The sequence below is a fragment of the Primorskyibacter flagellatus genome (genome assembly GCF_048268605.1).
GTDB lineage: Bacteria > Pseudomonadota > Alphaproteobacteria > Rhodobacterales > Rhodobacteraceae > Primorskyibacter > Primorskyibacter flagellatus.
Genome location: NZ_JBLWVF010000004.1, coordinates 190,343 through 203,264 on the forward strand (window position 1 = coordinate 190,343; position 12,922 = coordinate 203,264).

Annotated in this window: 14 protein-coding genes; 6 read left to right on the top strand and 8 right to left on the bottom strand. The window is 60.1% G+C overall.

From position 1 onward, the window contains the following. The first annotated feature begins 11 nt into the window (after positions 1 to 11). From fdh3B to ACN0WV_RS07295, 5 genes are all read left to right on the top strand, one after another. Complete coding sequence (gene fdh3B, locus ACN0WV_RS07275; protein WP_084351364.1) at positions 12 to 605, top strand: formate dehydrogenase FDH3 subunit beta; 594 nt, start codon at positions 12 to 14, stop codon at positions 603 to 605. A 234-nt stretch (positions 606 to 839) separates the two neighbouring features. Continuing rightward, positions 840 to 2,039 carry a formate dehydrogenase subunit gamma gene (locus ACN0WV_RS07280; RefSeq protein WP_417604699.1) on the top strand — a complete coding sequence of 400 codons (1,200 nt, stop codon included), beginning with the start codon at positions 840 to 842 and terminating at the stop codon, positions 2,037 to 2,039. Between the two features lie 4 nt (positions 2,040 to 2,043). Continuing rightward, entirely contained in the window at positions 2,044 to 3,363 is a 1,320-nt protein-coding gene (locus ACN0WV_RS07285) for a c-type cytochrome (protein WP_417604701.1), read from the top strand. Positions 3,364 to 3,369: 6 nt separating this feature from the next. Continuing rightward, positions 3,370 to 3,495, top strand: coding sequence for a hypothetical protein (locus ACN0WV_RS07290; RefSeq protein ID WP_268876729.1), 126 nt, complete (start codon positions 3,370 to 3,372; stop codon positions 3,493 to 3,495). 34 nt (positions 3,496 to 3,529) lie between these two features. Then, positions 3,530 to 4,876: a sigma-54-dependent transcriptional regulator gene (locus tag ACN0WV_RS07295; protein ID WP_417604703.1), complete on the top strand. Its 1,347-nt coding sequence runs from the start codon at positions 3,530 to 3,532 to the stop codon at positions 4,874 to 4,876. Between the two features lie 2 nt (positions 4,877 to 4,878). Here ACN0WV_RS07295 and ACN0WV_RS07300 read toward each other — a convergent pair whose 3' ends face one another. Continuing rightward, positions 4,879 to 5,889, bottom strand: coding sequence for an SDR family NAD(P)-dependent oxidoreductase (locus tag ACN0WV_RS07300; protein ID WP_417604705.1), 1,011 nt, complete (start codon positions 5,887 to 5,889; stop codon positions 4,879 to 4,881). 215 nt (positions 5,890 to 6,104) lie between these two features. On the opposite strand from ACN0WV_RS07300, the gene ACN0WV_RS07305 reads away from it, so the two are divergent. Beyond that, complete coding sequence (locus ACN0WV_RS07305; protein WP_417604707.1) at positions 6,105 to 6,986, top strand: HpcH/HpaI aldolase/citrate lyase family protein; 882 nt, start codon at positions 6,105 to 6,107, stop codon at positions 6,984 to 6,986. Here the strand turns inward: ACN0WV_RS07305 and ACN0WV_RS07310 are convergent, their stop codons facing one another. The 7 genes from ACN0WV_RS07310 to ACN0WV_RS07340 form a co-directional block, all read right to left on the bottom strand. Then, positions 6,987 to 7,451: a MaoC family dehydratase gene (locus ACN0WV_RS07310; protein WP_084351380.1), complete on the bottom strand. Its 465-nt coding sequence runs from the start codon at positions 7,449 to 7,451 to the stop codon at positions 6,987 to 6,989. Between the two features lie 135 nt (positions 7,452 to 7,586). Continuing rightward, on the bottom strand, positions 7,587 to 8,639 hold the full coding sequence (locus tag ACN0WV_RS07315) for a fatty acid desaturase (protein ID WP_417604709.1): 1,053 nt from the start codon (positions 8,637 to 8,639) through the stop codon (positions 7,587 to 7,589). A gap of 214 nt (positions 8,640 to 8,853) precedes the next feature. Then, on the bottom strand, positions 8,854 to 9,897 hold the full coding sequence (locus ACN0WV_RS07320) for a threonine aldolase family protein (RefSeq protein ID WP_417604710.1): 1,044 nt from the start codon (positions 9,895 to 9,897) through the stop codon (positions 8,854 to 8,856). 3 nt (positions 9,898 to 9,900) lie between these two features. Continuing rightward, positions 9,901 to 10,380, bottom strand: coding sequence for a YcgN family cysteine cluster protein (locus ACN0WV_RS07325; RefSeq protein ID WP_417604712.1), 480 nt, complete (start codon positions 10,378 to 10,380; stop codon positions 9,901 to 9,903). Beyond that, the gene (locus ACN0WV_RS07330) at positions 10,377 to 11,309 is read right to left on the bottom strand and encodes a bifunctional riboflavin kinase/FAD synthetase (RefSeq protein ID WP_417604714.1); all 933 of its coding nucleotides are present in this window, start codon (positions 11,307 to 11,309) and stop codon (positions 10,377 to 10,379) included. The genes ACN0WV_RS07325 and ACN0WV_RS07330 overlap by 4 nt, the downstream gene beginning before the upstream one ends. Before the next feature lie 120 nt (positions 11,310 to 11,429). Then, positions 11,430 to 11,873, bottom strand: a complete 444-nt coding sequence (locus ACN0WV_RS07335) for a MaoC family dehydratase (protein WP_084351392.1) — start codon at positions 11,871 to 11,873, stop codon at positions 11,430 to 11,432. A 102-nt stretch (positions 11,874 to 11,975) separates the two neighbouring features. Beyond that, positions 11,976 to 12,848: a TIGR01459 family HAD-type hydrolase gene (locus ACN0WV_RS07340; RefSeq protein ID WP_084351395.1), complete on the bottom strand. Its 873-nt coding sequence runs from the start codon at positions 12,846 to 12,848 to the stop codon at positions 11,976 to 11,978. Positions 12,849 to 12,922: the final 74 nt, after the last annotated feature.

Sequence of the window (12,922 nt, forward strand, 5' to 3'; positions counted from 1 at the left end):
AGGAAAACAGAATGGCCAGAGCTAAATTCCTGTGTGATGCCGAGCGCTGCATCGAGTGCAACGCTTGCGTCACCGCGTGCAAGAACGAGCACGAAGTGCCGTGGGGCATCAACCGACGACGGGTCGTGACCATCCAGGATGGTGACCCCGGCGAAAGGTCGATCTCGGTCGCGTGCATGCATTGCTCAGACGCACCCTGCATGGCGGTCTGTCCGGTGGATTGCTTCTACCAGACCGAAGACGGCGTCGTGCTGCATTCCAAGGATCTGTGCATCGGCTGCGGCTATTGCTTCTACGCGTGCCCGTTCGGTGCGCCGCAATACCCGCAGGCGGGCAATTTCGGATCGCGCGGCAAGATGGACAAATGCACCTTCTGTGCCGGCGGTCCCGAGGAGAACAACTCCGCGGCGGAGTTCACCAAATACGGGCGCAACAGGATTGCAGAAGGCAAACTGCCGATCTGTGCCGAGATGTGTTCTACCAAGGCGCTGCTGGCAGGGGATGGCGATATCGTGTCGGCCATCTACCGCGAGCGCGTCGTGGCCCGTGGTTTCGGCTCTGGTGCCTGGGGCTGGGGCACGGCCTACGATCAGAAGGGCGGGTGATCCTTGCGACAGGCTGGCGGGGCGGGACCCTCGCCGGAACTGGCCTGGTGTCTGTCCGACAGTGGTGGCGGTTTTGCGACTGGTGCATGATCGCTCTGGTGTCGGCACAGCGTGAAAATGACGGAAGCGAGGGGCCAGCCCCTCGCGCTCCCCGGAGTATTTTTGCCAAGAAGAAGGGGTGGGGTCATTGACGGCTCTGCGGCCTGTTTCCTTTGGAGTCTGGAGAAGTGGACAATGTTGCGTCATTTGATGACCGTTCTCATGCTGGTTTTTCTGACGTTGCCCGCTGCGGTGCGTTCGCAGGAAGCTGAAGCACTTCCGATTGATAGATCCGCCACGGGCGGGGCGCAGACATTGGAAGATATTCTACGGCGCCAGAACGGCGAGCCGGTGGATGACAGGTTTCGCCGCGAAGCGATTGGTGGGGGTGCGGTGAGTGCGCCTGGTCTGGGCCCGTTGGGTGGCGCGTCCGATCCGGAGCTTTGGCGGGCTTTGCGCTATAACGAAGCGGACGTCACCACCTCGACGCGCGGTGATCTGGGCAAGGTGCTGGTGCAGGATGGCGGCATGCGGTGGTACGAGTTTCGTCGCGGGCCGCTGGTTACCTATGGCGGCTGGTTGCTGCTTGGCACGATTGCTGTTCTGGTTGTGTTTTTCCTTCTGCGCGGGCGCGTCCGTATCGAGGGCGAGAAAACCGGCAGGACGGTCACGCGGTTTCAGGCGTTCGAGCGGTTCTCGCACTGGCTGGTCGCCGGGTCATTCGTGCTGTTGGGATTGACGGGTCTGGTCACCCTGATGGGCCGGATGTTCATTGCGCCCTATCTGGGGCTAGAGGCGAACGCGACCCTGCTGACGATTTCCAAGCTGATCCACAATAACGTGGCCTGGGCCTTCATGCTGGGGCTGATCCTCGTATTCGTCCTGTGGGTCTGGCACAATATTCCCAATCGGCTTGACCTGGTCTGGATTTCGCAGGCGGGCGGCATCATCGGCAAGAAGCATCCGCCGGCGAAGAAATTCAACGCGGGACAAAAGTTGGTGTTCTGGTCGGTGATCATCCTGGGGGTGTCCCTGTCGGTTTCGGGGTTGTCCCTGTTGTTCCCGTTCGAAATGCCGCTATTTGCCAAGACGTTTGGCATCCTCAACGATATGGGCGCGCCCGGTTGGTTCGGTATGGACCCCTTGCCCGCGTCGCTGGCCCCGCAAGAGGAAATGCAACTGGCGCAGCTATGGCACGCCATCGTTGCCTTCGTGATGATGGCGATCATTCTTGGGCATATCTATATCGGGACTTTGGGAATGGAGGGCGCGTTTGACGCCATGGGCTCTGGCGAGGTGGATGAAGCCTGGGCGCATCAGCATCATTCGATCTGGCTGGAGGAGGTGAAAGCCGAAGAAAAGGCACCGGCCAGCGACGCCACGCCAGCGGAGTAGGCGGGTGCAACGCGCGCTTATCCTCGCCATCTGGCTCTGTGCGACCTCTGCGGGCGCGCAGGATTTCACCACGCTGAAAGGGCATGGCGGCCCGATCATGGATATTGCCGTGGATGGTGACGGGCGCGTTGCAACCGCCAGTTTCGACAATTCGGTGGGCCTTTGGGAAGGGGGCGCACCTGTCTGGCTGGAAGGGCACGCGGCTGCGGTCGGCGTGGTGACATTCCACGGCGACGGGATGCTGGTGTCAGGCGGCGATGATTTCAGCGTGCGTCTTTGGCCCGAAGATGGCGTGAGCCGCGTGCTGGGGCAGCACCGGGGCAAGGTCACGGATCTCGCCGTCTCGACCGAAGCGGGGCTGGTGGCGAGTGCATCCTGGGACGGGACCATCGGGCTGATGCCGTTGGATGCAGACTGGGCCAGCGCGCTTTATCCGCCGCTTGAAGAGCCTGAACCACGGTTTCTGGAAGCGCCGGGAGCGGTAAATGCGGTGGCATTTTCCGGTCCAGATACGCTCTATGCCGGGACATCTACGGGCGAGTTGATGCGCTTTGACCTTGCGAAGGGTGCGATGCTGCCGATTATCCGTCACGGGTTCGGGATCAACGAGGTGATCGTGACGGATGACTGGATCGCCTATGGCGCGGTAGATGGCGGCACCCGCATCATTGATCATGAAGGTGCCGAGATTTCCGATTTCACGCTTGACCGTCGCCCGATCCTGTCGATGGCCCATCATGCCGGGACCCATCAGCTCGCCGTCGGGGACGGGCATGGCTATATCATGATGCTGGACACCGAAGATTGGCGGATCACGCGCGACTTCCGGGCCACACGCGAAGGCCCGGTCTGGGCGCTTGCCTTTTCGCCTGACGGGACGACGATCTGGGCGGGCGGGCTGGATGACGTGGCCTTTGGCTGGCCCGTTGCCGCACTGGATGCATTTGAGCCTGGGATTTCCGGCGCGCGCAGTTTCCTGCGCCCCGCCGAGGACATGAGCAATGGTGAGCGGCAGTTCATGCGCAAATGTTCGATCTGCCACGCGCTTGGGGCGGAAGCGTCCCGCAAGGCCGGGCCGAGCCTGCACGGTCTGTTCGGTCGGCGTGCCGGGACAGTGCCGGGCTACAATTATTCCGCGACACTGACCGGATCGACAATCCTCTGGGATGAGACAACCGTGGACGCTCTGTTCGACGAAGGCCCGGACCACTATGTTCCGGGAACAAAGATGCCGATGCAGGTGATCGCAGCGCAGCAGGATCGTGCCGATCTGATAGAGTTCCTGAAACAGGCCACGCGCGCACCGGTGGAACAAGAGGAGTAGGGCAAAATGAAATCTATGTTGATCGCCTTTGTCGCCATCGCCGTGATCGGTGTGGGCGCGCATTACGCGCTGCAAGAGGTGGGGTTCTCGGCGCAAGAGGTCTCTTCCGGGCCGTCCGTCCGGCTTGACTGACCTTTACAGGCGTTGCGACGGGGGTATCTTTGCGATGAAGGGTCCAATCAACGCGTCTGACGAATATAGCGCGCCATTGTCCGGGGCGTCGATTCTGGTGATCGACGACGAACCCGGAATGCGCAATTTCCTGAAGAAGATTCTGGAACCGCGCGTCAAACGCGTTGAACTGGCAGCGAGTGCGAATGAGGCGTCGCGCAGGCTGGATGAGACGCATTTCGATCTGGTCATCGTGGATAACATCATGCCCGGAATGTCCGGGCTGGACTGGGTGACCGAGCAGCAGCGGCTGGGGTTTTTCGCGGACACGATCCTGATGACCGCCTATGCCGATCTGGAAACCGCGATTGCCGCCCTGCGCGCCGGGGTCAGCGATTTTGTGTTGAAACCGTTTCGCGCCAATCAGATCCTTGGTGCCGTGGCCCGCACGCTGGATCGCAAATACCTGCGCCGGGACAACACGCTTCTGCGCCGGGAATTGTTGTCGGATGTTGGTTACGGGCAGTTGCTGGGCAAGTCCGAGGCGTTGAGTGCCGTCCGCGCGCTGCTGCACAAGCTGGCACCTTTACCGACACCGGTGTTGTTCACGGGTGCCAGCGGCACCGGCAAGGAATTGGCGGCGCGGCATCTGCACAAGCTGTCGGACCGCGCCGAAAAGCCGTTTGTCACCGTCAATTGCGCGGCGATTTCCCTGGATCGGATTGCCGCGGAACTGTTTGGTGTGGTCGAAGAGAACGACCGGCTGCGCCCCGGTCTGTTGCTCCTGGCTGATGGCGGGACGCTGTTTCTGGACGAGGTCGCGCAGATGCCCGAGCAGCTTCAGGTCGCGCTCTTGCGGGTGCTGGAGGATCAGCGCGTCCGCCCTGTCGGCGCTGAACGCGAGTTGATGCTGAACCTGCGCTTCCTGTTTGCCACCAATGCCGATCTGGAACAGGCCGTGGCGGATGGCAGGTTTCGCGCCGATCTTTACCACCGCATCAACGTGTTCGAGATTTCCATGCCGCCGCTTCGGGACCGGTCAGAGGATATTGTCGAATTGGCGGCGTTGTTCATGGACCAGTTTGCCGTGACGCTGGGCATGCCGGGGCTGGATCTTGATGCGGAAACGCTGTTGAAGATGCGGCGCTACGACTGGCCCGGCAATGTGCGAGAGTTGAAGAACCTGATCGAAAGGTCAGTGATCCTTGGCGCTTTCCCAGAGGGGTTTTCGGGCGGCGCATCCATCTCTGGCGCGCAGGCCATCGAGAACCTTGAACTGGTCACCCAGCGCCACATCCTGCATGTGCTGGACCTGTGCAAGGGCAACCGGGCCGAGGCCGCGCGCCGTCTGGGCGTATCGCGCAAGACCATCGACCGCAAGGTTGCCAGCTGGGAAGCCTGACCTCAGACGTTGTAGTAGTCGCGATACCAGCGCGCGAACCGGTCGATCCCCTCGCGAAAACCCGTTTGTGGGCGATAGCCGGTCAGCTTGTGCAGCAATGAGGCTTCGGCCCATGTGGCAGGCACGTCGCCTTTCTGCATCTCCATGTAGTTGCGCTTTGCCTTGACGCTCAGGCTGTCTTCGATCGCCTCGATGAAATCCAGCAGCCGCACCTTGTCGGAATTGCCGATATTGACGACGCGGTAGGGGGCAACCGGCGACAGGCTGTCGCCCTCGGGCACGACGCCATCTTCGGGCCGCACGGGTGCGGCGTCTATCAGCAGGCGAATGGCGCGGACCAGATCCTCGACATAGGTGAAGTCGCGATACATGTCGCCCTGATTGTAGATGTCGATCGGGTCGCCCTTCAGCATCGCATTGGCAAATTTGAAATAGGCCATGTCGGGCCGTCCCCATGGGCCGTAAACAGTAAAGAACCGGAACATGGTCGTGGGCAGGTTCCACAGATGCGCATAGGAATGGCCCATCGCCTCTGTTGCCTTCTTGGTGGCGGCATAGATCGTCATTGGCGTGTCGGCCTTGTCGGTCTCGCGGAATGGCATTTCGGTATTTGCGCCGTAGACCGAACTGGTGGAAGCCATCAGCAGGTGATCGACCTCGTGCCGGCGCGCGGCCTCCATCACGTTGAACGTGCCGGTGACATTGGCATCGACATAGGCGCGCGGGTTTTCAAGGCTGTAGCGCACCCCCGCCTGTGCGGCCAGATGCACGATCACGTCGGGGCGGAAATCGTCGGCCGCCTTGTCGAAGGCGGCAACATCTTCCAGCATCGCCTCTGTCATCGAAAACCTGTCCGATTGCAGCAGCATCGCGTTGCGGCGCTGTTTCAGGGTGACGTCGTAATAATCCGTCATCCCGTCATACCCGTGTACCGCGTAACCTTCGGCCAGCAGAAGCTGCGCAAGGTGAAAGCCGATGAACCCTGCGGTTCCGGTGATCAGGATGCGGCGCATATCAGGTCTCCACGGTCTGTTTCTTCTGGGTACATAAATGATGCAGGCCTGACGCGTATCTGCCAGAGGATCGGGCCGGTGTCGACGTCAGACTGTCCATGTTGCTCGGTTTGCACATGGTACGTTCGCAAAACCCAAACGCACGCCGCATCTTCCAACCGTCAAGGCACCGCGTTAGGCTTTGTCTGCCGGCATCTCGACAAAGGACCCCTTGGATGAAACCGATCCGCTCATTTCTGTTCGTACCAGCCAATAAGGAACGGATGATCGACAAGGCCGCGGATGCGGGTGCCGATGCGATCATCCTCGATCTCGAAGACAGCGTGCCGCCGGACGAAAAGGCACAGGCCCGTGCGCTGGTCGCAGGCAAGATTGAAGGTTTGGCGGCAAAGGGGCAGCGCGTCTGGGTCCGGGTCAACAAGTCGGCGCATCTTTATGACTACGACGATCTGATGGCCGTGGTGCAGCCGGGACTGGAAGGCATCGTCGTTTCCAAACCCTGGGGGCCGGAGGATGTGCATACCGCGGCCTGTATGGTCGCCGAGGCCGAGAGCCGCAACAATCTGGAGATCGGCTCTGTCAGGCTGATCCCGATCCTTGAAACCGCCCGGTCGATGCAGTTGTGTTTCGAGATTGCAGAGCATCCGCGCGTTGCCGGGATTGTCGGATGTACGGCAAAAAATGCCGATGTGGCCCGCGCGCTGGGGTTCATCTGGACCGTGGAAGGGCGCGAAACCGATTACCTCAAATCGCGTGTGGTCATGGCCGCCCGCGCCGCCGGAAAGCTGCCGATTGGAGGGCTATGGCAGCAGGTCAAGGATCTTGACGGACTGGAGAGCTTCACGAAATACGACCGCCAGTTGGGCATGGCGGGGGATTTGATCCTGCACCCCTCGAATGTCGAGGTCGTGAACCGCGTTTTCACCCCCACGCTCGAGGAGGTCGCCTATTACAGGGGCATGGTCGATGCGCTGGACGCGGCGCAGGCGGCCGGGCGGGCGTCGGTCATGTATGATGGCGAGCATATCGACATCGCCCATGTAAAGACCGCCCGCGACATCATTGCGTTGGCTGAAGGCTTCGCATCGGGCGACTGATCAGCCCGAGGCCGCCGGAGATTTCAGTTGCAGCCCACTGCGTTTGCACTGCGCGACCAACACGTCGTTCTGATTGTAGGCACGGTGGATGAAGGTGACGATTCCGGCATTGGGGCGCGATTTGCTGTCGCGCAGTTCTGCCACCTCGGTTTCTATCCGCAATGTATCGCCGTGAAACACCGGCGCGGGAAAGCGCACCTCGTCCCAGCCCAGATTGGCAATGGCCGTACCCAGCGTCGTGTCGCCGACAGAAATGCCAACCATCAGCCCCAGCGTGAAGCCGCTATTGACCATGCGTTGGCCGAATTCGGTTTCTTCCTGGCAGTATTTTTCGTCCAGATGCAGCCGCGCGGGATTATGTGTCATTGCGCAAAACATCACGTTATCCGTCTCGGTGACGGTGCGGTGCAGCGCATGTTTGAAAACCTGCCCGACCTCCAGCTCATCGAAATATAGACCTGCCATCTGTTGCCCCTTATTTACGGTGCCGGTCGCGCGGATCACGCGGCCAGCTTGGTAAATCAGACATTAGCAAGCGTCGCGCCGGTTGTCTTGTGGTGCGAAGGGCGTCATGCGCGGCGCGCGTGGCGAGGCCCCGGTTCAGATGACCGGGGCAGGTTGCGCAAACTTTGCGCGGGCTTGGCGAAACGTCAGCAGGCGGCGCGTTTCTTCATCCCACAGATGCATTCGGGCGTTGCGAAAGCTCTCGCGGATGGTCAAGCGGTTGCCATCGGCCAGTTCGGAATGATCGCGCAGGACTTCCGGCAGTCGGTAGAACGGGATGCGGCTATAAAGATGGTGCACATGGTGGATGCCGATATTGGCGCTCAGCCATTGCAGGACAGCAGGCATGACATAATGCGAGCTTCCGTGCAGCGCCGCGTCATGCAGTTGCCAGTTTTCGTCCGTGTCCCAGTGAGCCGTTTCAAACTGGTGCTGGACGTAGAAAAGCCAAACGCCCGTGGTGGCCGCCAGCAGGGTCGAGGGCAGAAATATCAACAGAATCGGCATCACGCCGCCGAAATACAGGATCAGGCCCAACCCGATCAGCACTGCCGCATTGTTGCACATCGCGCTGACCCAAAACCGCGCACGCCCCATCAGCCCAAGTGGCACGCGGTTCTGCACCAGAAAGATATATCCCGGCCCCAAGCCGAACAGGATGACGGGGTGTCGGTACAACCGGTACATCAGCCGGTGGAATGGCGTCAGTGCGCGGTATTCTGCAACTGTCATGGTGTGGATGTCGCCCATGCCTCGCCGCCCCAGATTGCCAGAGCTGCTGTGGTGGACGGAATGGGTGTGTCGCCAGACGCCGTAGGGGGTCAGGGTCAGCACGCCGATCACCCGGCCCAGCCAGTCGCTCATCGAGCGGTTCTTGAAATAGGCACCATGCCCACAATCATGTTGAATGGCGAAAAGACGCAACAGGAATGCGGCATTGACCACCGAGATCGCCAGAGTCAGCCAATAGCTGATCCCAAGTGACCACCAGGCCAGCGCCCATAGCAGGACGAAGGGGCCAAGCGTCACGCCAAGCTCAAAAAGGCTGCGGGATGTGTCAGGCTCACGGTATCCTGAAAGGATCTTGATCCATTCTCTTGCAGGTCGGTTGGCGGCCTGAAGCCGGGTCTGGTCAGTTTGATCGAACATGTGCCTGCTTTTTTATCGTTGTCACCCGATCTCATAGACCAATACACCGCAGTCGGAAACTGCGCATTTTGGACATGATCGCAGAATCGCGCGCGTTGATGCCATATTTATTGCCGTCTCCGGGCATACATCGACATCTGGTTGAGTCCGCTGTCTGCAATACGCGTCAGGGGGCAGTCAACGCCATGCATTGTGTCCTTTGAGGATATTGCAACTAGCCCTTCAGGACGGTCAAAAATCTTGTGACATCTTGCTCTGGCAGGGACCAGTCACATACCAGCCTGCCGGTCAGGAATTCGTCGGGGTCGTTACCTTCCTGCGTGCCGTCCCACAGGTGATAGATCGCACCGGCGTCTTGCAGGCGTTTATGCGTCGCGCGGGTCAGCTGTGCAAAGACCATGTTCGCGGCAGGTTCAAAGGCAAAGTCCACGCCGCAGTCGCGCAGCCCCTGGGCCAACTGTGCCGCCCGCTCGTTGGCCAAGCGCGCGAGGCGCAGCCACAGATCGTCCGTCAGATAGGCTGCCATCTGCGCTGAAAGATATCTGTGTTTGGAAAACAGATGACCGCCGCGCTTGCGCCGATATTCGAATTCCTGCGCGCGATCCGGATCAAACAGGACAACTGCCTCGGCACCCATCAGGCCGTTTTTGGTGCCACCGAAGGACAGCACGTCGACGCCCGCCTTCCATGTCATCTCTGCCGGTGAACAGTCCAGCGCCACCAGGGCATTGGCAAACCGCGCGCCATCCAGATGCATGGGCAAGCCGTAGTCCTTGGCGACGGCAGAGATCGCGTGCAATTCCTCCAGCCCGTAGACAGTGCCGCATTCGGTGACCGAGGTGAGCGAGACACAGCCCCGCTGTGGTCCGTGGACGCCGCGATTGCCCTCTGCCTCGATCGCCGCGCGCAGGGTTTCCGGTGTCATCCGGTCCGCGTTGCCCACCAGAGTCAGCTTTGCACCGCCGGTATAGAACTCCGGCGCATTGCATTCGTCCTGATGGATATGCGCCACCGGGGTGCAAAAGATCGTCTGCCAAGGCTGCGTGACTGTCGCCAGACCCAATACATTGGCCGCGGTCCCGGTTGCGACAAGATAGACCGCCGCATCGGGTGCCTCAAAAACATCTCTGATGCGGGCCTGCACCTCTGCGTTCAGCGGATCGTCGCCATAGCCCATCGCAAAGCCGGTATTGGCCTGCGCCAATGCGTCCAGCACCTCTTGCGCCACCGGGCCGGAATTGTCTGAGGCGAAATACATCTTCTAGATCGGCTCCTCGATGATGTGGTCTTCCCAGTCGTCCTCGTCGATCTCGAACTCGGGAACGGTGCGATGTTGCATGGACACGCCTGCGGCATGGACCGTCTCGGGATCACCCGAAATCAACGGATGCCAATCGTAAAGCGGTTTTCCCTCCCATAGCAGCCGGTAGGCACAGGTGCGCGGCATCCAATAGGCGTGACTGTCAATATTTTCGGGTTTAAGCACGATGCATTCAGGTACAAACTGGTGGCGGATCTCGTATTTTGCGCAACGGCAGGTGGTGTCGTCAAACAGCCGGCAAGCAACGCGGGTCAGCTCTACATGGCCGGTATCCTCGTCCTCCAGCTTGTTCAGGCAGCACTTGCCGCACCCGTCGCAGAGCGCCTCCCACTCCGCGACCGTCATCTGCCGCAAGCCTTTGGTCTCCCAGAAGCGTGGAGCCAAACCAGTCCGGTCGATGGGGTCCTTGGCCGGCTTCATGCCTGAACCAGAATTTTGCGTGCCCGGACGCAGTCCTCGTCCATCTGCGCGATCAAAGCGTCCAGGCTTTCGAATTTCTCTTCGCCGCGCAGGAATTCCACCAGCCCGACGGACAGCGTTGCGCCGTATAGATCGCCTGAAAAATCGAACAGGAAGGTTTCAAGATTGGGTTTTTCGCCGTTGAACATCGGCCTGATCCCGATAGATGCAGCGCCGTGATACTGCCCCACATGAGGACCGTCCAATACGTCTACCAGCACTGCGTAGACGCCGAATTTTGGCCGGTGCAGCCCGTCGATAGACATATTGGCCGTTGGATAGCCCAGAACCCGGCCACGTTGTTCGCCGCCGATGACGCGGCCTTCGATTCGGTGCCAGTGGCCCAGTTGCGCCGCCGCATCACGCGGGCGGCCCTCTGACAAAGCCGTGCGAATCGCGGTCGAGGAGACCTGCCCGCCTGAGCCTTCCAGCAGTTTAGCTACCGTCACGCCGAAGCCCATTTGCCGCCCGAATTCTTGTAGATCGCTGACATTGCCCGACCTGCCTTTGCCAAAGCAGAAATCCGCGCCAACCACGACATGCCGAAGGCCAAGCCCCGTATGGATCACGCGGCGGGCAAATTCATCAGGCGTCAAAGAGGCGAGAGCGGCGTTGAAATTCAGCTCATACAGCCGTTCAACCCCCAGTTTTTCCAGACGCGAGGTGCGCGCCGTGCGACGCATCAACCGGAAAGGCGGGCTTTCGGGGGCGAAATATTCACGCGGATGCGGCTCGAAGGTCAATACGCCCAAGGGCGCATCCGGCGCGGCCTCCTGTGCCATCCGGATCACCGCTTGGTGCCCAAGATGCACGCCGTCGAAATTTCCGATAGCGACGCTGGCGCCGCGATCTTCAGGGGCTACATACTGATAGTCGCGGATGATCCTCATCCGATTGGCCTATCCGCCCCGCGCGCCGTGTTCAAGCGAGAGATGTGTCGTCGCGGCCAACTATGGGCGTCTGTGACGGGCCAGCTGCCATGTGTCATGCCGCAAAAGCTGTACCTTCGGTCAGTCGAACTTGCGTGACGGCGCCAAAACGACAGCCTCACCGATCAGGACCTTCTTGCCATCGACCGCGCAGTGACACTCCAGCGTCACACGACGCTTGCCATGATCTATCCCGGCCACTTTGACCTCTGCATAAACCATGTCGCCGGGACGCACAGGTGCGAGAAATTTCAGCGTCTGACCCATATAGACAGTACCATGTCCGGGCAATTGTTCGCCGATCACCGCAGAGATCAACCCGGCGGTCAGCATGCCATGTGCAATTCGGCCCTCGAAGATCGTATCCTGCGCATAGTCATCATCCAGATGCACAGGGTTCCGGTCGGTGGAGACCTCGGCGAACAGCTCGATATCGCGATCGGTCACCTGTTTGCGCAGGTGGCGTGTCATCCCCATCTCGATATCTTCGATGCAGATGGTTCCGCGAGGCAAATTGTCGAACATCCGGCCCTCCATGGCAAACTGCCCTGTAATATTCAGACGATAAGTCGCCCTTCTGGGAAACTTTATTACTTCGCAGTCGCAGAAAAGCAAGTCTTTTTAAGGTCAGCGAAGCTGTCCAATAGTATAGGTTGGAGAAACCTGTTCCTTTTCGAGATAGGTTTTCAGCGCCGATTCGTCGGGCTGATGAGAGGTTTTGGTCTCTTCTGCCGCAAGCCCACCGGAAATGAACAGCGAATCGATATCTTCGCCCATGGCACCCTGAATGTCGGTCAACACGCCGTCCCCGACCGCCAGAATGCGAGAATCGGCCACATCCTTGCCAAGTTCCGCCAATCTGCGCCGCGCCAGATCATAGATCGGCGGGTAGGGCTTGCCGAAATAGAGGCTCTCGCCACCCATTTCAGTATAAAGTTTGGCAAGTGCCCCTGCGCACCATTCGCGCTGGTCCCCGCGGTCAACAATGATGTCGGGATTGGCGCAAAGAAGCGGCAGTCCCTTGGTCTTGGCCATCAGGAACTCGGGTCGCATGACCTCGGGATCGGCGAGGGGGTCCTCGGGGCCGCAGCAAACGATGCCTTCGGCCTCATCCAGTTCCACCCGGACAATCTCGACCGGATCTTCCACCAGATGCAGCGGGTCGAAAAAGCTCAGGTCATGGGGCTGGCCGATGAACCAGACCTTGCGGCCGACGGCACCGCGAAACATCGCAGCCCGACCGGAATCGCCCGACGTGGCGATTGTGTCATAGGCATCTGTCGGCACACCAAATTTCTCAAGCTGCTTTGCAACCTCGTTGCGGGCTCTTGGGGCGTTGGTCAGCAAAACCACCGCGCCACCACGCTGCCGGTAAGCCTGCAATGCCGCGACCGCGTCCGGCAGGGCCTTTATGCCATCATGCACGCATCCCCAAAGGTCCACGAACATCGCGTCATAGGTATCGGAAATCTCGGAAAGCGCAGAGATGATCTGGGTCATGGCAGGGGCCTTTCGGTGAAAGCATCATATTCACCGATCTATGCCGTAGCCCGCGCGGTTTGACCACACCATTG